Source organism: Streptomyces rubrogriseus, assembly GCF_027947575.1.
Classification (GTDB): domain Bacteria; phylum Actinomycetota; class Actinomycetes; order Streptomycetales; family Streptomycetaceae; genus Streptomyces; species Streptomyces rubrogriseus.
On sequence record NZ_CP116256.1, the window covers coordinates 7,649,101 to 7,669,127 of the forward strand.

General features: G+C 71.3%; 13 protein-coding genes and 1 pseudogene. 4 read left to right on the forward strand and 10 right to left on the reverse strand.

All coding sequences use genetic code 11. The annotated features are described in order from the left end of the window. Positions 1–88 precede the first annotated feature (88 nt). Positions 89–1,465, forward strand: a pseudogene (locus tag Sru02f_RS34375) (alpha-lytic protease prodomain-containing protein). An 84-nt stretch (positions 1,466–1,549) separates the two neighbouring features. Here the strand turns inward: Sru02f_RS34375 and Sru02f_RS34380 are convergent. From Sru02f_RS34380 to Sru02f_RS34390, 3 genes are all read right to left on the reverse strand, one after another. Beyond that, positions 1,550–2,689 (reverse strand): hypothetical protein, encoded by a 1,140-nt coding sequence (locus tag Sru02f_RS34380; RefSeq protein ID WP_109034213.1) that lies wholly within the window; start codon positions 2,687–2,689, stop codon positions 1,550–1,552. A gap of 167 nt (positions 2,690–2,856) precedes the next feature. Continuing rightward, the gene (locus Sru02f_RS34385; protein ID WP_106518119.1) at positions 2,857–3,489 is read right to left on the reverse strand and encodes a response regulator; all 633 of its coding nucleotides are present in this window, start codon (positions 3,487–3,489) and stop codon (positions 2,857–2,859) included. Continuing rightward, the gene (locus Sru02f_RS34390) at positions 3,489–4,784 is read right to left on the reverse strand and encodes a sensor histidine kinase (RefSeq protein ID WP_109034211.1); all 1,296 of its coding nucleotides are present in this window, start codon (positions 4,782–4,784) and stop codon (positions 3,489–3,491) included. Before Sru02f_RS34390 ends, Sru02f_RS34385 begins: the two co-directional genes overlap by 1 nt. A 180-nt stretch (positions 4,785–4,964) precedes the next feature. Between Sru02f_RS34390 and Sru02f_RS34395 the strand changes: the two genes are divergently transcribed. Together Sru02f_RS34395 and Sru02f_RS34400 are read left to right on the forward strand one after the other, a co-directional pair. Next, entirely contained in the window at positions 4,965–5,705 is a 741-nt protein-coding gene (locus Sru02f_RS34395; protein ID WP_109034209.1) for an ABC transporter ATP-binding protein, read from the forward strand. Further along, complete coding sequence (locus Sru02f_RS34400) at positions 5,699–8,167, forward strand: ABC transporter permease (RefSeq protein ID WP_167469742.1); 2,469 nt, start codon at positions 5,699–5,701, stop codon at positions 8,165–8,167. The genes Sru02f_RS34395 and Sru02f_RS34400 overlap by 7 nt, the downstream gene beginning before the upstream one ends. Before the next feature lie 400 nt (positions 8,168–8,567). Here Sru02f_RS34400 and tuf read toward each other — a convergent pair whose 3' ends face one another. The 5 genes from tuf to Sru02f_RS34425 all read right to left on the reverse strand — a co-directional run bounded on the left by tuf (position 8,568) and on the right by Sru02f_RS34425 (position 14,271). Further along, positions 8,568–9,761: an elongation factor Tu gene (gene tuf / locus Sru02f_RS34405; protein WP_011029795.1), complete on the reverse strand. Its 1,194-nt coding sequence runs from the start codon at positions 9,759–9,761 to the stop codon at positions 8,568–8,570. Between the two features lie 173 nt (positions 9,762–9,934). Next, positions 9,935–12,061, reverse strand: a complete 2,127-nt coding sequence (fusA, locus tag Sru02f_RS34410; RefSeq protein WP_109034207.1) for an elongation factor G — start codon at positions 12,059–12,061, stop codon at positions 9,935–9,937. A gap of 39 nt (positions 12,062–12,100) precedes the next feature. Then, positions 12,101–12,571, reverse strand: coding sequence for a 30S ribosomal protein S7 (gene rpsG, locus Sru02f_RS34415; protein ID WP_003974303.1), 471 nt, complete (start codon positions 12,569–12,571; stop codon positions 12,101–12,103). A gap of 2 nt (positions 12,572–12,573) precedes the next feature. Further along, positions 12,574–12,945 (reverse strand): 30S ribosomal protein S12, encoded by a 372-nt coding sequence (gene rpsL, locus Sru02f_RS34420; protein ID WP_003948652.1) that lies wholly within the window; start codon positions 12,943–12,945, stop codon positions 12,574–12,576. A gap of 288 nt (positions 12,946–13,233) precedes the next feature. Next, the gene (locus tag Sru02f_RS34425) at positions 13,234–14,271 is read right to left on the reverse strand and encodes a glycosyltransferase family 2 protein (RefSeq protein WP_244941919.1); all 1,038 of its coding nucleotides are present in this window, start codon (positions 14,269–14,271) and stop codon (positions 13,234–13,236) included. Positions 14,272–14,631: 360 nt separating this feature from the next. Here Sru02f_RS34425 and Sru02f_RS34430 point away from each other — a divergent pair, with 360 nt between their 5' ends. After that, positions 14,632–15,666 (forward strand): hypothetical protein, encoded by a 1,035-nt coding sequence (locus tag Sru02f_RS34430; RefSeq protein WP_373103652.1) that lies wholly within the window; start codon positions 14,632–14,634, stop codon positions 15,664–15,666. Positions 15,667–15,682: 16 nt separating this feature from the next. Here the strand turns inward: Sru02f_RS34430 and Sru02f_RS34435 are convergent, their stop codons facing one another. Then, entirely contained in the window at positions 15,683–16,027 is a 345-nt protein-coding gene (locus tag Sru02f_RS34435) for a hypothetical protein (protein WP_244941918.1), read from the reverse strand. 36 nt (positions 16,028–16,063) lie between these two features. Next, complete coding sequence (locus Sru02f_RS34440) at positions 16,064–19,963, reverse strand: DNA-directed RNA polymerase subunit beta' (RefSeq protein WP_109034203.1); 3,900 nt, start codon at positions 19,961–19,963, stop codon at positions 16,064–16,066. Positions 19,964–20,027 lie beyond the last annotated feature (64 nt).

Genomic DNA, 20,027 nt, shown 5'->3' on the forward strand with positions numbered 1-20,027 from the left:
GGGGAGAGGGACGGCTGACCTCTTATGCCGGCCGGTCGCCCCTCCCTACGGTTTCGGCACCTCCCCACCGAGACCGAGGAGTTCCCCCATGCCCCACCGACACCGACACCACAGAGCCGTGGGTGCCGCCGTCGCCGCGACCGCGGCCCTGCTCGTGGCCGGGCTCAGCGGCTCCGCGAGCGCCGGGACGGCACCCGCCTAGCTCCGCCCCCACCGCGGCCGAGACGCTGCGCACCGACGCCGCGCCCCCGCTCTCCTCAAGGCCATGCAGCGGGACCTCGGCCTCGACGCTCAGCAGGCGGAGCGCCGCCTCGTCAACGAGGCCGAGGCGGGCGCCACGGCGGGCCGGCTGCGGGCCGCGCTCGGCGGCGACTTCGCGGGCGCGTGGGTGCGCGGTGCCGAGTCCGGCACCCTGACCGTGGCGGCGACCGACGCGGGCGACGTCGCCGCGATCGAGGCGCGGGGCGCCGAGGCGAAGGTCGTGCGCCACTCGCTCGCCGACCTGGACGCGGCCAAGGCCCGCCTGGACAAGGCGGCGGCCGGTCTGAACACCGCCGACGCGCCCGTCTGGTACGTCGACACGCGCACCAACACCGTCGTCGTCGAGGCGATCCGCCCGGCCGCGGCGCGTTCGCTGCTGTCGGCGGCCGGTGTCGACGGGTCCCTCGCCCGCGTGAAGAACCGCACCGAGCGGCCCCGCACCTTCTACGACCTGCGCGGCGGCGAGGCGTACTACATCAACAACAGCAGCCGCTGCTCGATCGGCTTCCCGATCACCAAGGGCACCCAGCAGGGCTTCGCCACCGCGGGCCACTGCGGCCGGGCCGGCTCCAGCACCACGGGCGCCAACCGGGTGGCCCAGGGCACCTTCCAGGGCTCGATCTTCCCGGGCCGCGACATGGCGTGGGTGGCCACCAACTCCCAGTGGACGGCGACCCCGTACGTGCTCGGCGCCGGTGGGCAGAACGTCCAGGTCACCGGTTCCACGGCCTCCCCGGTCGGCGCGTCCGTGTGCCGGTCCGGCTCGACGACCGGCTGGCACTGCGGCACCGTCACGCAGCTGAACACCAGCGTCACCTACCAGGAAGGCACCATCTCCCCGGTCACCAAGACCACGGTGTGCGCGGAGCCCGGCGACTCCGGCGGCTCCTTCATCTCCGGCAGCCAGGCGCAGGGCGTCACCTCGGGCGGTTCGGGCGACTGCCGCTCCGGCGGCGAGACCTTCTTCCAGCCGATCAACGCGCTGCTCCAGAACTACGGGCTCACGCTCAAGACCACCGGCGGCGACGACGGCGGCGGTGACGACGGCGGCGAGGAGCCCGGCGGCACCTGGGCGGCCGGCACCGTCTACCAGCCGGGCGACACCGTGACGTACGGCGGCGCCACCTTCCGCTGCCTCCAGGGCCACCAGGCCTACGCGGGCTGGGAGCCGCCGAACGTTCCGGCGCTGTGGCAGCGAGTGTGACACCCCACTGACCCCCACAGGGGACAACGGGGGACGGGTCCGGGCGTGCGTGAGGGAGAGCGCCCGGGCCCGGTCACGTCCGCGTCAGGTACGGGTGACCTGGCCGCAGCCTTCCGAACCGGAACCGGTGAGGGGGCGGCTCCGGTCGTAGGGGTCGGTCTGCGGGCCGGTGGGCCGCGCGCCGCCCGGACCGTCGTCGTCGGGGAAGCCGGGGTGCAGGTAGCCGTCGTAGACGTCGCAGTCGGTGTTGCCGTACTCGGAGAAGTACTTCTCCACCAGGAGCTTGCCCTCGGTCACGTTCCACTTCGCCGGGTCGTTCAGGGTCAGGGTGAGCACGCGGCGGATGATCGTGCGGGCGACCGGCCCGTCGGCGTCGTCGGCCCGCACCAGCGGGTAGACGAAGGTGTAGTCCGCGTCGACCTTCACCACGCCCGGTTCGCCCGCGGCGAGCGTCATGCGGCCGCGGACCTTCACGACGTCGCCGGCCAGGCGGGTCTCGTCGGGGTCGAAGCGGGTGAAGAGCCGGAGCGGGTCGTGGTCCGCGTCCGGGGTGCTCAGCGAGCGGCGCAGCTTGGGCAGCAGCTCCGGCTGCTTCGGGTCGAGCACGTCCAGCGCCTCGTCCGGCCGTTCCCCGCGCAGGACCGCGGGGTCCAGGTTGGCGGCGACCAGGAGTTCCTTGGTGCGGCGCAGCGCGAACGCCACGTCGTCCTTGCTCATGCCGGACAGCGGCTTCGCCGCCGGTACCTCGATGGCGTCGGCGCCCTCGGCCCACCGCTCGGCGGGCGAGCCGCGGAACGGGTGCTCGCGCGTGGCGCGCTCCGCCCCGGCCGCCTCCCCGGGGGCGCCGGTCGGCCGCCCCGACTCGGCCGCCAGGGTGGGCGTCGCGGAGGCGTCGTCCCCGCCGGGCAGCCGGTCCAGGACCAGGGAGGGCCGTACGGCGACGACGGCGAGCGCCGCCAGCACCACCGCGCCGACCACCGTGCCCACCAGGCGCCGACGGCCGCGGCCGTCGCCCCTCGGGTTGTCCTGCGGGGCCCGCCAGGGCGTCGGCTCCGCCTCCTCGCGCAACCGCCGGGCCACCATCCGCGCCCGCGCCGACGGCTCCTTGGGAGCGGAGCCACCACCGCCGTCGGCGGCCTCCCGCAGGAACGCAGCCAACTGCTCGTCGGAGATCGAGGGGGCCGGTTCGTCGTCGGAACGGTCGGGAGGCGGGACGGAACTCACGGGCTCACTTTCCTGGTAGCGGTGCCGAGTGGGTACGGGCCGGGACCACCGCCGGGGCGGGGCATGTGGCGATCAATCGTGCCGCCGTGTGGAGGTGAAGTGCCGTCCCGTGCAGGATTCGTGACCAAATCCGTACACCTTCGTCCGTCCCGCGACGCGTAACCGCGTCAGCCCCGCAGATACGTCAGCACCGCCAGCACCCTGCGGTGCGTCTCGGTCGCCGGGGGCAGGTCGAGCTTGGTGAGGATGCTGCCGATGTGCTTGCCCACGGCCGCCTCGGAGACGACGAGTTGACGGGCGATCGCCGCGTTGGACCGGCCCTCGGCGATCAGGGCGAGCACCTCGCGCTCGCGCGGGCTGAGCCGCTCCAGCGGGTCCCGGCGGCGGCGCAGCAACTGGCGTACCACCTCCGGGTCGACGACCGTGCCGCCCGCCGCCACCTCGGCCAGCGCGTCGACGAACTCCTCGACCTGGCCGACGCGGTCCTTGAGCAGGTAGCCGACGCCGGTGCCGTCGCCGGAGTCCAGCAGCTCGGCCGCGTAGGCCCGTTGCACGTACTGGCTGAGGACCAGCACGGGCAGGGCGGGCCGCTCCCCGCGCAGGCGCACCGCCGCGTGCAGGCCCTCGTCCTGGAAGCCGGGCGGCATGCGCACGTCGGTGACGACGACGTCCGGGACGTGCTCCGCGACCGCGGCGACCAGTGCCTCCGCGTCGCCGACGGCCGCCACCACCTCGTGGCCGAAGCGGGCCAGCAGGCCGGTCAGGCCGTCCCGCAGCAGCACGCTGTCCTCGGCGAGCACTACGCGAAGCGTTCGGTCCACTCGCAAGGAATCTCCACGCTCAGCAGGGTCGGTCCGCCCGGCGGGCTGGACAGGGAGAGTCTGCCATCCAGGACCGACACCCGGTCGGCGAGTCCGGTCAGCCCGCTGCCCGCCGCGACGTCGGCCCCGCCCCGGCCGTCGTCGCGGACGCACAGGAGGAGCCGCCCGTCGCGGTGGCCGCCGGTCACCTCCGCACGGTCGGCGCCGCTGTGCCTGCCGACGTTGGCGAGGGCCTCGCAGACCACGAAGTAGGCGGCGGCCTCCACCGCCCGGGGCAGCCGTCCGGGCAGTTCCAGGGCGACGTCGACGGGCACGGCGGAGCGGTCGGCGGCGTCGGCGACCGCCGCCGGCAGGCCGTAGTCGGCGAGGACCTTGGGATGGATGCCGTGGATCAGCTCGCGCAGTTCCTCCAGGGCCCGGCCCGCCTCCCCGTGCGCCTTGGCCAGCTGGTCGGCCAGCGGACCGGGCGGCACGTCCAGGCGGGCCAGGCCCAGAGCCATCGTCAGGGCGACCAGGCGCTGCTGGGCGCCGTCGTGCAGGTCGCGTTCGATGCGGCGCCGCTCGGCCTCGAAGGCGTCCACCAACCGGGCCCGTGAGCGGGTGAGTTCGACGACCCTGGCCTCCGGATCGCTCTCGCCCTGGGCGCCCACCAGCACCCGGGCCAGCTCGGCCCGCACGCCCGCCGCCAGGCCCAGCGCGTAGCCGCCCAGGGCGAGGAGCAGCAGCCCGAGCACGGCGACGCCGGACGCGGCCGGCCAGGTGGTGACCGTCCACTGCTTGAGGACCTTCGCCTCCTCTCCCCCGCCGGCCGTGGCCATCACCAGCGGCGTGCCGGCCAGGTGGAGCGGCACCCCCAGGGCGAGGGCGACGGCCAGGGCGTCCAGCGGCCACAGGACGAGGGCGAACAGCAGCGCGTGGCCCAGCTCCCGCCAGGTCGCCCGCTCGCGCAGCCGGGTGATCAGCCAGGGCCACGGCCCGGTGGCGGGCGGCTGCCGTACCGGCCGGGCGGGGGCGGGAGCGCGGTCGATCAGGCGCAGCCGCCGCCGCTCCAGGCGGGCCAGGGGGATACCGGCGAGGGCGGTGAGCACCAGCAGCGGCAGCCCCACCAGCACCACGGTGAGGACACCCCCGACGACGAGGGCGACCGCCAGCCCCACCAGGGTCGCGGCGCCGACCACCGCCCCGGTCACCAGGTAGGCGGTCGCCCGCCACGGCCAGGCGGACAGCAGATAGCGGCGGGCGGACAGGGCCTGCCACAGGTCGCGAGAGCGCATGCGGCTCACCGTAGGACCGCCACGGGCGGCGCGGCCATCGGCCCAGGCGGAGCAACGGAGGTAGGGCAGGCCATACCCCCGCTCTAGCCCCTGCCGCACTGCGCCGATGCCGCCCCGCACGGTTTCGTTGGCGCACCGGGCACCCCATCGGACAGCTCGGACATCTGGAAGTGGAGACTGATGACCAGCGACGACGCGATCCGACTGAGTTCCGTCAGCAGACGGTACGGCGCGGGGGACGGCACCGTGACCGCCCTTGACGACGTGTCCCTCTCCCTGCGCCGCGGCAGCTTCACCGCCGTCATGGGCCCCTCGGGCTCGGGCAAGTCGACACTGCTCCAGTGCGCCGCCGGACTGGACCGGCCCACGTCGGGATCGGTCGTCCTCGGCGGCACGGAGCTGACCGGGCTGAGCCAGCGTCGGCTGACCCTGCTGCGCAGGGAACGCGTCGGCTTCGTCTTCCAGGCGTTCAACCTGCTGCCGTCGCTGACCGCCGCGCAGAACGTGGCGCTCCCCCTGCGCCTGGCCGGACGCCGCCCGCCGCGGGGCCGGGTGCGCGAGGCGCTGCGCCAGGTCGGGCTGGCCGACCGCGCCCGGCACCGGCCGGCCGAGCTCTCCGGCGGCCAGCAGCAACGCGTCGCCCTGGCCCGCGCGCTGATCACCCGCCCGGAGGTGCTGTTCGCCGACGAGCCGACGGGGGCGCTGGACTCGCGCGCCGGCCGGGAGGTGCTGGCCCTGCTGCGCGCCATGGCCGACGGCGAGGGCCGGACGGTCGTCATGGTCACCCACGATCCGGTGGCCGCCTCCTACGCCGACCGCGTGCTGTTCCTCGTCGACGGCCGGGTCCACGACGAGCTGACCGGCTCCGGACCGGACGGCATCGCCACCCGCATGACCCGCCTGGAGGCCGCGCCGTGCTGACCGTCGCCCTGTGCACGCTGCGCACCCGCTGGGTCACCTTCACCGGAAGCTTCGTCGCGCTGGCGCTGGGGGTCGCGCTGCTGGCCGTGACGGGCCGGGCCCTGGCGGCCTCGCTGGACTCGCCCGAGCGGGCACCGGAACGGTTCGCCGCGGCGCCGGTGGTGGTCCGGGGGCAGGACACCCTGCGGGTGCCGACGCCCTCCGGCGACCGTACGGCGGAGCAGGCCCGGGTGCGCCCCGTGCCGGCCGCGGTCGTGGCCCGGCTGGAGCGGCTCGGCACCGTCGTCGAGGACCGGTCCTTCCCGGTGCGCGTGCGGGGCGGGGGCGGGCCCGGCGGGCTGGTCGGCCACCCCTGGTCCAGCGCCGCGTTCGCTCCGTACCGGCTCGACGCCGGCCGTGCGCCCCGCGCCGCCGACGAGGTCGTCGTCACCGGCGGCTGGGCCGCGCCGGGCGAGCGGGTGCGCACGGACCGGGGCACTCTGCGGGTGGTGGGGACCGTACCCGGTCTCGGCTTCGAGGACGCGGTCTTCTTCACCGACGCACGGGCCGCCGACCTCGCCCCGCTCAGCGTGCAGTTGGCGGTGGACGCGGAGGCTTCCGCGGTACGGGACACGGTGCGGGAGGTCGTACGGGACGGGGTGCCGGACGGTGCGGGCGTCCGGGTGCTCACCGGCGCCGAGCGGCGGTACGCGGACGCCGACCCGCACCGGGACGAGGAGGCGCTGACCGCCCTCAACGCCCTGTTCGGCACGGCCGGCGGCGTCTCCGCCTTCGTGTCGGTGTTCGTCGTGTCCTCCACCTTCGCCTTCGCGGTCGCCCAGCGCCGCCGGGAGTTCGGGCTGCTGCGCACCGCGGGCGCGACGCCGGGCCAGCTGCGGCGGACGGTGCTCGCCGAGGCCGCCGTGGTCGGCGTACTCGCCTCCGGCACCGGCTGCGTGCTGGGCGCGTACGCGGCGCCGCCGCTGACCCGCCGGGTCGTCGGCGAGGGCCTCGCCCCGGCCTGGTTCACCCTCGGCGACCACACCTGGCCCTATCACCTCGCCTTCTGGACCGGGCTCCTGGTCGCCCTGTGCGGGGCGGTCGCCGCCTCCTGGCGGGCGGGGCGCACCGGCCCCGTCGAAGCGCTGCGGGAAGCGGCGGCGGACGCCGGGTCGACGACCCGGGGGCGGTGGCTGTCCGGGCTGGCGCTGCTGCTGACCGCGCTGGTGACGCTGGTCCTCGCGCTCGCGTCCGACCCCGGCGACCTGCTGCACCGCAAGACCTACGTCACCCGGCCGATGCTGCTGATCACCGCGGCCGCGCTGCTCGCACCGGTCGTGGTGCGCCCGCTGACGCGGCTGCTCACCCGGCTGCCGGCCCGCCTGCCGGGCGCCACGGGCCTGCTGGTCCGGGAGAACGCCGCGACCGGGGTCCGCCGCACCGCGGCCCTCGCGGCGCCCGTGCTGGTCACGGTCGCGCTCACGGGCTCCCTGCTCGGCGCCGTCGCGACGCTGGACGGGGCGAAGGCCGCCGAGACCCGGGCCCGGACCACGGCGGCGTTCGTGGCCGCGGCGCCGTCCGACGCGGGCTTCGACCCGGCGACGCTGGACCGCCTGAGCGCGGTCCCCGGGGCGCGGATCTCCCCGAGCGCGGCGGGCGAGGTGTACGTCCTGGAGGACGGCGTGGCCCTCGTCCGGTCCGAAGCCCGAGCCGTCGGCGACCCCGGGGCCCTCGCGGCGACCAGCCGGCTGCCGGTGGCGGAGGGCCGGGTCGCCGACCTCGACGACCACTCGATCATCGTGAACGAGGAGTGGCGAGAGCACACGGTGGGCCGGAGCGTACGGGTCTGGCTCGGGGACGGCACCGAGCGGGTGCTGCGCATCGCCGCCGTGATGGACACCGGCACCGGTGACAACGGCGTCTACGTCACCGCGGCCAACGCGGCCGGCGCCCCGGTCGACCGGGTGGACGTCGCGCTCGCCGACGGCGCCGACCCCGACGCGATCGCCGCCGGGCTGCGGGCGGCGGTCGCGCCGTCCGGCGGGCGGGTGTCGAGCGGGCAAGCGTGGGCCGACGCGGCGTCCCCGGGTTCCGAGGGCGCGACGCGGGCGGGCCTCCTCCTGGTCCTCGGCATCGCGCTGCTCTACACGGGGATCTCGGTGGTCAACACCGTGCTGATGGCGGCGCCCGCCCGGGCCCGCGAGCAGGCGGTCCTGCGCCTCGCCGGGGCCACCGACGGGCAGGTGCTGCGCGTGGTGGCCGCCGAGTCCCTGACGGTGGTCGCGGTCGGCACCGTCCTGGGCCTGGCCGTCGCCGGGCTCGACCTGGCCGGGATGTGGGCGGCGCTCGCCCTTCTCTCGGTGCCCGCCCCGCCGGTAATGCCGTGGGCGGCCGCGGGCACGGTCGCGGGTGTCTGCGCGGTGCTCGCGGCCACCGCGTCGGTCGTCCCGGCCGCGATGGCGCTGCGGCGGCACGCCGGGTGACACGGCGGAACGGGTGGCACGGCGCCAGCACGGCGCATGCAGCGAGGGGGCGGGGGGAGGCGAACACTCGGGAAACGGCGTCCGCCTATCGAGATTCCCTCGCGTTCCGCAATACGCGCCGAAGCCCGGGGACCGGGAAGAGGCGGTGGCCCGGCTGCGCAGGGCCGCGGCACTCCGGCAGGGCGACTGCCTCAGCGGCCTGGACCCGGCGCGCGGCCGCCCGGTGCCGTCGTCCCGCCCGACGCGCGTCCGGACCACGCCGGCGGCCACGGTGTCCCATCATCGGCCGGGCACCGTCCACCGGACGATCACGACGAAAGGGCCCGTACGACCGAAGTCGTACGGGCCCTTTCAGGCATCAGCCCATGTCAGGTCGGGTCGACCGACAAGCAAGCGGAGCTTACTTGTTGATCTTGGTGACCTGGCCGGCGCCCACGGTCCGGCCACCCTCGCGGATGGCGAACTTCAGGCCCTCTTCCATGGCGACGGGCTGGATGAGCTCCACCTTCATCTCGGTGTTGTCACCCGGCATGACCATCTCGGTGCCCTCGGGGAGGGTCACGACGCCGGTCACGTCCGTCGTACGGAAGTAGAACTGCGGACGGTAGTTGTTGAAGAAGGGGGTGTGACGGCCACCCTCGTCCTTCGACAGGATGTAGGCCTGGGCCTCGAACTCGGTGTGCGGGGTGACCGAGCCCGGCTTGATGATGACCTGGCCGCGCTCGACGTCCTCGCGCTTGATGCCGCGAAGCAGCAGACCGACGTTCTCACCGGCCTGGCCCTCGTCGAGGAGCTTCCGGAACATCTCGATGCCGGTGACCGTGGTGGTGGTCTTCTCGGTCTTGATGCCGATGATGTCGACGGTCTCGTTGACCTTGAGGACACCACGCTCGATGCGGCCGGTGACGACCGTACCGCGACCGGTGATGGTGAAGACGTCCTCGATCGGCATCAGGAACGGCTTGTCGACGTCGCGCTCGGGCTCCGGGATGGCCTCGTCCACGGCCTTCATGAGCTCGAGGACCGAGTTGCCCCACTCCTTGTCGCCCTCGAGGGCCTTCAGAGCGGAGACCTTGACGACGGGAACGTCGTCGCCCGGGAACTCGTACTCGGAGAGGAGCTCACGCACCTCGAGCTCGACGAGCTCCAGGATCTCCTCGTCGTCCACCATGTCGGCCTTGTTCAGGGCGACGACGATGTACGGAACGCCGACCTGGCGGGCCAGGAGCACGTGCTCCTTGGTCTGCGGCATCGGGCCGTCGGTGGCGGCGACCACGAGGATGGCGCCGTCCATCTGCGCGGCACCCGTGATCATGTTCTTGATGTAGTCGGCGTGACCGGGGCAGTCGACGTGGGCGTAGTGACGCGCCTCGGTCTGGTACTCGACGTGCGCGATCGAGATGGTGATACCGCGCTGGCGCTCTTCGGGAGCCTTGTCGATCTGGTCGAACGCCGACGCCTCGTTGATGTCCGGGTACGCGTCGTGCAGCACCTTGGTAATGGCGGCCGTGAGGGTCGTCTTACCGTGGTCGATGTGACCGATGGTGCCGATGTTGACGTGCGGCTTAGTCCGCTCGAACTTCGCCTTCGCCACTGGGGTCCTCCTGTGGAGTGGTTCTGTACGCCTTACTCATCGGCGCCAGGTGATCTTTGCTGGAAAGCCCGGGTGCCGGGGGCATTCCGCCGGGTTCGCGGCGGAATGCCCCATGCAGGCTCCGGGGTCAAGCCTAAAGCGTGAGAACGGGGTCCGTTAAACGGAGTAGCCCGTTACTCGCCCTTGGCCTTCGCGATGATCTCCTCGGCGACGTTCCGGGGAACCTCGGCGTAGGAGTCGAACTGCATCGAGTAGCTTGCGCGACCCGACGTCTTGCTGCGGAGGTCTCCGACGTAGCCGAACATCTCCGACAGCGGCACGAGGCCCTTCACGACGCGGGCACCCATCCGCTCCTCCATGGCCTGGATCTGGCCACGGCGGGAGTTGATGTCACCGATGACGTCGCCCATGTAGTCCTCGGGCGTGGTGACCTCGACGGCCATCATCGGCTCGAGGAGCACGGGCGAAGCCTTGCGCGCGGCCTCCTTGAAGGCCTGCGAACCGGCGATCTTGAAGGCGAGCTCGGAGGAGTCGACCTCGTGGTAGCCACCGTCGATGAGCGTGACGCGGACGCCCGTCATCTCGTAGCCGGCCAGGATGCCGAACTGCATGGCCTCCTGGGCACCGGCGTCCACCGAAGGGATGTACTCCTTCGGGATGCGGCCACCGGTCACCTTGTTCACGAACTCGTACGAGGCGTCGCCGCCCTCGATCGGCTCGATCGCGATCTGCACCTTGGCGAACTGACCGGTACCACCGGTCTGCTTCTTGTGGGTGTAGTCCACGCGCTCGACGGTCTTGCGGATCGTCTCACGGTAGGCGACCTGAGGCTTGCCGACGTTGGCCTCGACCTTGAACTCACGGCGCATGCGGTCGACCAGCACCTCGAGGTGCAGCTCGCCCATACCACCGATGATGGTCTGGCCGGTCTCCTCGTTGGTGTGGACCTGGAAGGAGGGGTCCTCCTCGGCCAGGCGCTGGATCGCGACGCCGAGCTTCTCCTGGTCGCCCTTCGACTTGGGCTCGATGGCGACCTGGATGACCGGGGCCGGGAAGTCCATGGACTCCAGGATGACCGGGCTCTTGTCGTCGGACAGCGTCTCACCGGTGGTGGTCTGCTTCAGGCCCATGACGGCGACGATGTCACCGGCGCCCACCGACTCGATCTCCTCACGCTTGTTGGCGTGCATGCGGTAGATCTTGCCGATGCGCTCCTTGCGGCCCTTGACGGAGTTCAGCACCGCGGTGCCGGACACCAGGCGGCCGGAGTACACCCGGACGAAGGTGAGCTTGCCGAGGTGCGGGTCGCTCATGATCTTGAAGGCGAGCGCGGCGAGCGGCTCGTCCTCCGACGGCTTGCGCTTGACGACGACCTCGGGGTCCTTGACGTCGTGGCCCTCGATGGCCTCGACGTCGAGCGGGGTCGGCAGGTAGCGCACGACCGCGTCGAGCAGGGGCTGGACGCCCTTGTTCTTGAACGCGGTGCCGCAGAACACCGGGGTGACCGTGGTGTCGCTGGACTTGCCGGAGGCGATGGTGATGCGACGGATCGCGGCGTACAGCTGCTCCTCGGTGGGCTCCTGGCCCTCCAGGAACAGCTCCATGACCTCTTCGTCGTTCTCCGCGACGGCCTCGACCAGCTTGCCGCGCCACTCCTCGGCGGCCTCGGTGTGCGTGGCCGGGATGTCGACGACGTCGTACATCTCGCCCTTGGCCGCGTCGGCGGACCACACCAGCGCCTTCATGCGGACCAGGTCCACGACGCCCTGGAAGTCGGCCTCGGCACCGATCGGGAGCTGCATGACCAGCGGCTGGGCGCCCAGGCGGTCCGAGATCATGTCCACGCAGCGGTGGAACTCGGCGCCGGTGCGGTCCAGCTTGTTCACGAAGCAGATGCGGGGCACGCCGTAACGGTCGGCCTGACGCCACACCGTCTCGGACTGCGGCTCGACACCGGCGACACCGTCGAACACGGTCACGGCACCGTCGAGCACACGCAGGGAACGCTCCACCTCGACGGTGAAGTCGACGTGTCCCGGGGTGTCGATGATGTTGATCGTGTAGTCGTTGTCCTCGAGCGGCCAGTGACAGGTGGTCGCAGCAGACGTGATCGTGATGCCACGCTCCTGCTCCTGCTCCATCCAGTCCATCGTGGCGGCGCCGTCGTGGACCTCACCGATCTTGTACGACACACCGGTGTAGAACAGGATCCGCTCGGTGGTGGTCGTCTTGCCCGCGTCGATGTGGGCCATGATCCCGATGTTGCGGACCTTGGCCAGGTCAAGTGAAGTGGTAGCCATAAGGCTTCAGTCTTCTCTCGGTCTCGATGTGGGTAGCGACTACCAGCGGTAGTGCGCGAAGGCCTTGTTGGACTCGGCCATCTTGTGCGTGTCCTCGCGCTTCTTCACAGCGGCACCCAGGCCGTTGGAGGCGTCGAGGAGCTCGTTGAGCAGACGCTCGGTCATGGTCTTCTCGCGACGGGCGCGGGAGTAGCCGACCAGCCAGCGCAGGGCGAGCGTGTTCGCACGGCCCGGCTTGACCTCGATCGGGACCTGGTAGGTCGCGCCACCGACACGGCGGGACTTGACCTCGAGGGTCGGCTTGATGTTCTCGAGAGCGCGCTTCAGCGTGATGACCGGGTCGTTGCCGGTCTTCTCGCGCAGGCCCTCCATGGCGCCGTAGACGATGCGCTCGGCGGTGGAGCGCTTGCCGTTCAGCAGCACCTTGTTGATCAGGGAGGTCACCAGAGGAGAACCGTAGACCGGGTCGATGATGACCGGGCGCTTCGGGGCGGGGCCCTTACGAGGCATTCTTACTTCTCCTTCTTGGCGCCGTAGCGGCTGCGGGCCTGCTTGCGGTTCTTCACACCCTGGGTGTCAAGCGAACCGCGGATGATCTTGTAGCGAACACCCGGCAGGTCCTTCACACGGCCGCCGCGCACGAGCACGATGGAGTGCTCCTGCAGGTTGTGCCCCTCACCCGGAATGTAAGCGGTGACCTCGATCCCGCTGGTCAGACGCACACGCGCGACCTTACGCAGGGCCGAGTTCGGCTTCTTCGGGGTGGTCGTGAACACACGCGTGCAGACGCCACGGCGCTGGGGCGAACCCTCGAGTGCGGGCGTCTTGTTCTTCTCGACCTTGTCCTGCCGGCCCTTCCGGACCAGCTGCTGGATCGTAGGCACTACTTCTCCGGTTTCTGTGTGCCGAATGGTGAAGCTAACCTGGAACGTCACCGACCCACGCGGTCGGGTGTGTCGAAGCCGCGAACTCCGGCCGCGAGGCGGAAGGAGACGCGAAATGCGGTGGCCACACACGGCCCCGGTGCGGCTGTAGACACGCACGAGGGCCAGGGCACACCCCAGGCACAAGGTCTGAGCGTACCTAGCGCATTCGCTGCGGTCAAAACAAATGGGCGACACCGGCATCTCCGCCCGGTTCACCCCGCTTTGCCCTGATCGACAAGGGCCGCCTCAGGCCCGCGGCAGCGGGACGCTCGGCGCGTCGTCGTCCGCGTCGGCGGGTGCGGGGTCGGATGCGGGGTCGGGTGCGGTCGCCGCCGTGTCGTGGCGGACGAAGTAGGTAGGCCGGTTCTGCACCGCCGTGTATATGCGCCCGACATACTCGCCCAGCAGGCCGACACAGACCAGCTGTACGGCACCGATGAAGACGATGCCGGTGAACAGCGAGGTCCAGCCGGGCACCGTGCGGCCCAGGGCGAACGCGGTCAGCGTGTAGACCAGCAGCCCCAGGCAGACCAGGAAGGCGCCGGCGCCCAGCCAGGTGGCGATGCGCAGCGGGGCCGCGGAGAAGCCGGTGACGCTGTCCACCGCCAGGCGGATCATCCGGCCCAGCGGGTACTTCGTGCGGCCCGCCTTACGCGGCGCGCGCTCGTACGTCACCTGCCCGCTCGGGAAGCCCAGCCAGGGCACCAGCAGCCGGTACACACGCTGCTGGTCGGGCAGGGCCTTGAGGGCCTCCACGGCGGCCCGGCTGAGCAGCCGGAAGTCGCCCGCCTGGGCGGGGACCGACGGGCCCGCCAGACGCCGCATGAGCCGGTAGTAGACGCCCGCCGTCAACCGCTTGAACCCGGAGTCGCTGCTGCGGTCAGCACGGACCCCGTACACGATGTCGAGGCCCTCGGCGCGGGCCAGCGCCAGCATGTCGGGGATCTTCTCCGGCGGGTCCTGGAGGTCGGCGTCCAGGCTGACCACGTAGGCGCCGCGGGCCCGGTCCAGGCCCGCCGTGAGGGCCGCCTGATGGCCGGAATTGCGCCGCAGCGCGATCACGCGCAGTTCCGGCCAGCCCAGCCGGAAGGCGTCCAGCAGCTCCGCCGTGCGGTCGCCGCTGCCGTCGTCGACGGCGACGACCTCGTGCGGGACGCCCAGCTCCGCGAGGACCGGACGGAGCCTGGTGACCAGCGCGGGCAGGACGTCTTCCTCGTTGAACATCGGAATGACGACCGACAGCACGACCGGTGCGTGCCGCTCCACGTCCCGTCCCTCGGGCACCGCGCCTCCCTCCTCATGACCTTGAGTACAGATGTGCGACTCTTGTGCGATCTTATGGCAGCAATTGACGCTTGAGGGTGGCCCGAGGGGGATGACAGCCATGGACACGGCTGCCGACGACACGGTGACGGACGGGCCGGACGGCACCGGCGAACGGCCGGCCGGCGGCGAGGGGCGGCACGCTCCTGGCGCGGCCAGCTCCCCGCCCTCCCGCCCGGGGCCCGGCCCTACCTCGCCCCGCTGGCGCTCTACGGCGTCACCAAACTCGTCGGCCTCGGGGTCTTCGCCACCCTCCTCACCCACGCCGGGGACTTCCGGGGGAAGAACCCGCGCTTCGGTGGCGGCGCCCACTGGTGGGACGTGCTGGCCACCTGGGACGGCTGGTGGTACCTCCAGGTCGCCGAGCACGGCTACAGCCCTTCCCTGGTGCGGCTCGGCGGCGACGGCCTGTTCACGGTCCAGCAGAACTCGGTCGCGTTCTTCCCGCTCTACCCCGCGCTCATCCGCATGGTCTCGGAGTCCACCGGCCTCGGCCTGTACGGCTCCGGCATCCTGGTCTCCGTCGTCACGTCGTTCATCGCCGCGGCCGGCATCTACGCCGTGATCTCGCTGCTCGCGGGGGCGCGGGCGGGCACCGTCGCCGCCGGGCTGTGGGCGGTGGCGCCCGGCGCGGGCGTCGAGTGGGCGGTGTACTCCGAGTCACTGTTCGTCGCCATCGCCGCCTGGACCTGCTACGCCGTGATGAAGGGCCGCTGGGTGACGGCGGGCCTGCTGGCCTTCACGGCCGGCCTGAACCGGCCCACGTCCGCCGTCCTCATAGGCGCCGTGGGGCTGGCCGCCCTGGTCACGCTGGCCCGCCCCGCCTCCCGGCGCGAGCACGGCCTACGCGGCCCCGTGTACGCGATGCTCGTCGCGCCGCTCGGCCTGCTCTCCTACATCGCCTGGGTCGGCTGGAGCACCGGCGAGGCCACGGCCTACTTCACCCTCCAGCGCGAGGGCTGGGCCCACTTCTTCGACTACGGCGCCTACACCTGGGACGTGCTGCGCAACCTCGCGGTGGGCCGGGGCGACTACCCCTTCGCCTTCTCCACCCCGGACCTGCTCTCCCTCCAGCTGGTCCTGGCGCTGCCCTTCCTCATCGCCCTGATGCTGCGCAAGAGGCCCCCGCTGGTCCTGGTCGCCTACACCCTGGCGACGATCGTCACGGTCCTGGGCACCCAGCAGATGTTCGGCAACACCATGCGCTACCTGCTCCCCGCCTTCCCCCTCCTGCTGGCCCCGGCCGCGGCCCTGAGCCGCCTGAAGCTCCCGAGCCTGATCGTCTTCTTCACCACGACCGCGATCGCCTCCGGCTGGTACGCCCACTACGTCATCTTCGAACTGGGCGTGCCGTAGGAGAGCCGCGGGGCGGTCAGACCAGCGCCGCCCCGCCGACACAGCCGAGCACCGCACCCGTCAGGCTCAGCGCGAGAAGTACGTTGCGGGCGCCCTCCTGCGCGGGCAGCAGCACTCCTGAGACCGCCATGACGATCCGGCTCCGCAAGTCGTCGGCGAGGAACACCGCGGACCACAGGAAGCGGACGCCGAAGACCGCGCCCAGCACGAAGGGCACGGCGGCGGCCGGCATGGGTCCTCGGACGCCCTCCCGCCACAGGTGGACGAGCAGCGCCAGCACGGCGAGCGCCGCCACCCACGGCCCCGCCAGCCCGTACCCCGTGCCCTCCGGGCACGGCACGCCGAAGGGCGGCCACCCCACGGGGTGACCGCCCTTCGGTCGTATCAAGCTGCCCGCTTACTGGTTGTACGGACCGTAGTCGTAGTCCTCCAGCGGAACGGCCTGGCCGGAGCCCGTGCCGAACGGCGAGTAGTCGATGTCGTCGTAGCCGACGGCCGAGTACATCGCGGCCTTGGCCTCCTCGGTCGGCTCCACCCGGATGTTGCGGTAGCGGGACAGGCCCGTACCGGCCGGGATGAGCTTACCGATGATGACGTTCTCCTTGAGGCCGATGAGGCTGTCGGACTTGGCGTTGATCGCCGCGTCCGTCAGGACTCGGGTCGTCTCCTGGAAGGAGGCGGCCGACAGCCAGGATTCCGTCGCCAGCGAGGCCTTGGTGATACCCATCAGCTGCGGACGACCGGAGGCCGGGTGACCGCCCTCCTGGACCACACGACGGTTCTCGGTCTCGAACTTCGTGCGCTCGACCAGCTCGCCGGGCAGCAGCTCGGCGTCGCCGGACTCGATGATCGTCACGCGGCGCAGCATCTGCCGGATGATGATCTCGATGTGCTTGTCGTGGATCGACACGCCCTGCGAGTTGTAGACCTTCTGGACCTCGCCGACCAGGTGGACCTGGACCGCGCGCTGACCGAGGATCCGCAGCACGTCGTGCGGGTTGGTGGCACCCACGGTGAGCTTCTGGCCCACCTCGACGTGGTCGCCCTCGCCCACCAGCAGACGGGCACGCTTCGAGATCGGGAACGCCGTCTCGTCGCTGCCGTCGTCGGGGGTGACGACGATCTTCTTCGTCTTCTCGGTCTCCTCGATCCGGACGCGGCCGGAGGCCTCGGAGATCGGGGCGACGCCCTTCGGGGTACGGGCCTCGAAGAGCTCGACGACACGCGGCAGACCCTGCGTGATGTCGTCACCGGCCACACCACCGGTGTGGAAGGTACGCATCGTCAGCTGGGTGCCGGGCTCACCGATGGACTGGGCGGCGATGATGCCGACCGCCTCACCGATGTCGACCAGCTTGCCGGTGGCCAGCGAGCGGCCGTAGCACATGGCGCAGGTGCCGACCTGGGACTCGCAGGTCAGGATCGAGCGGGTCTTGACCTCCTCGACGCCGTGGGCGACCAGGGCGTCGATCAGGACGTCACCGAGGTCGACGTTGGCCGGCGCGATCACCTTGCCGTCGATGACGACGTCCTCGGCGAGCATGCGGGCGTACACGCTGGTCTCGACGTCCTCGGCCTTGCGCAGCGTGCCGTCCGCGTCACGCGTGGCGATCGGCAGCTTGAGGCCGCGCTCGGTGCCGCAGTCCTCCTCGCGAATGATGACGTCCTGCGAGACGTCGACCAGACGACGCGTGAGGTAACCCGAGTCGGCGGTCCGCAGAGCGGTGTCCGCCAGACCCTTACGGGCACCGTGCGTGGAGATGAAGTACTCCAGCACGGACAGGCCCTCACGGAAGGAGGCCTTGATGGGACGCGGGATCGTCTCGTTCTTCGCGTTCGACACCAGACCACGCATACCGGCGATCTGACGCATCTGCATCATGTTGCCTCGTGCGCCCGAGTTCACCATCATGAAGATCGGGTTGGTCTTCGGGAAGTTGTCGTTCATCGCCTCGGCGACCTCGTTGGTCGCCTTGGTCCAGATCGCGATGAGCTCCTGCGTGCGCTCGTCCTTGGTGATCAGACCGCGCTCGTACTGCTTCTGGACCTTCTCGTCCTGCGCCTCGTAACCCTTGACGATCTCCTTCTTCGCCTCGGGAACGACGACGTCGGAGATGGCCACGGTGACGCCGGAACGGGTCGCCCAGAAGAAGCCGGCCGCCTTCAGGTTGTCGAGCGTCGCCGCCACGATGACCTTGGGGTAGCGCTCGGCGAGGTCGTTGACGATCTCGGAGAGCTGCTTCTTGCCGACCTCGTAGTCGACGAACGGGTAGTCCTCGGGCAGCAGCTCGTTGAAGAGCGCGCGGCCCAGCGTGGTCTTCAGGGTGAAGGTGTCACCCTGCTGCCACTCCGGCTCACCCTCCTCGCGGGCCGGGGGCTCCCAGCCGCGGGGCGGGATGGTGCCCACCGGGAAGCGGATGTCGACCTTCGACTGGAGCGACAGGTCGCCCGCGTCGAACGCCATGATCGCCTCGGCGGCGGACCCGAAGGCACGGCCCTCACCCTTGAGGTCGCGGCCCTCGCCGTCGGTGGTGAGGAAGAACAGACCGAGGACCATGTCCTGGGTCGGCATCGTCACCGGACGGCCGTCGGCCGGCTTCAGGATGTTGTTCGAGGACAGCATCAGGATGCGGGCCTCGGCCTGCGCCTCCGCGGACAGCGGCAGGTGCACGGCCATCTGGTCACCGTCGAAGTCCGCGTTGAACGCGGTGCAGACGAGCGGGTGGATCTGGATGGCCTTGCCCTCGACCAGCTGCGGCTCGAAGGCCTGGATGCCGAGGCGGTGCAGGGTGGGCGCGCGGTTCAGCAGAACCGGGTGCTCCGCGATGACCTCTTCGAGCACGTCGTACACGACCGTGCGGCCGCGCTCGACCATGCGCTTGGCGCTCTTGATGTTCTGCGCGTGGTTCAGGTCGACCAGGCGCTTCATCACGAACGGCTTGAAGAGCTCCAGCGCCATGGCCTTGGGCAGACCGCACTGGTGCAGCTTCAGCTGCGGGCCGACGACGATGACGGAACGCGCCGAGTAGTCGACTCGCTTGCCGAGCAGGTTCTGACGGAAGCGGCCCTGCTTGCCCTTGAGCATGTCGCTCAGGGACTTCAGCGGGCGGTTACCCGGACCGGTCACCGGGCGACCACGACGACCGTTGTCGAAGAGGGCGTCCACGGCCTCCTGGAGCATGCGCTTCTCGTTGTTCACGATGATCTCGGGCGCGCCGAGGTCGAGAAGCCGCTTCAGGCGGTTGTTGCGGTTGATGACACGGCGGTACAGGTCGTTCAGGTCGGAGGTCGCGAAGCGGCCACCGTCCAGCTGCACCATCGGACGCAGGTCCGGCGGGATGACCGGCACGCAGTCCAGCACCATGCCCTTGGGGCTGTTGCTGGTCTGCAGGAACGCGGAGACGACCTTGAGGCGCTTGAGCGCACGGGTCTTCTTCTGGCCCTTGCCGGTGCGGATGATCTCGCGGAGGCGCTCGGCCTCCTCGTCGAGGTCGAAGGACTCCAGGCGCTTCTGCAGCGCGGCGGCGCCCATCGAGCCGTCGAAGTAGGTGCCGAAGCGGTCGCGCAGCTCGCGGTAGAGCAGCTCGTCGCCCTCCAGGTCCTGGACCTTGAGGTTCTTGAACCGGTTCCACACCTCGTCGAGGCGGTCGATCTCGCGCTGCGCACGGTCGCGCAGCTGCTTCATCTCGCGCTCGGCGCCCTCGCGCACCTTGCGGCGCACGTCGGCCTTGGCGCCCTCGGCCTCCAGCTCGGCCAGGTCGGTCTCGAGCTTCTTGGCGCGGGCCTCCAGGTCGGAGTCGCGGCGCTGCTCGATCTGCTGGCGCTCGACGGAGACGTGCGCCTCCAGCGAGGGCAGGTCGCGCGTGCGGCGCTCCTCGTCCACGAAGGTGATCATGTACGCGGCGAAGTAGATGACCTTCTCGAGGTCCTTCGGCGCCAGGTCCAGCAGGTAGCCCAGGCGCGACGGGACGCCCTTGAAGTACCAGATGTGGGTGACGGGGGCGGCCAGCTCGATGTGGCCCATCCGCTCACGGCGCACCTTGGCGCGAGTGACCTCGACGCCGCAGCGCTCACAGATGATGCCCTTGAAGCGGACGCGCTTGTACTTGCCGCAGTAGCACTCCCAGTCCCGGGTCGGACCGAAGATCTTCTCGCAGAAGAGTCCGTCCTTCTCGGGCTTGAGGGTGCGGTAGTTGATGGTCTCGGGCTTCTTGACCTCGCCGTGGCTCCACTGACGGATGTCGTCAGCGGTGGCCAGACCGATCCGGAGCTCGTCGAAGAAGTTGACGTCGAGCACTATGCGTCAATCCCTCTCAGGGTTGTAAGTCTGTGGTCTGAAACGGGGGTCGCGGGATCGGCGG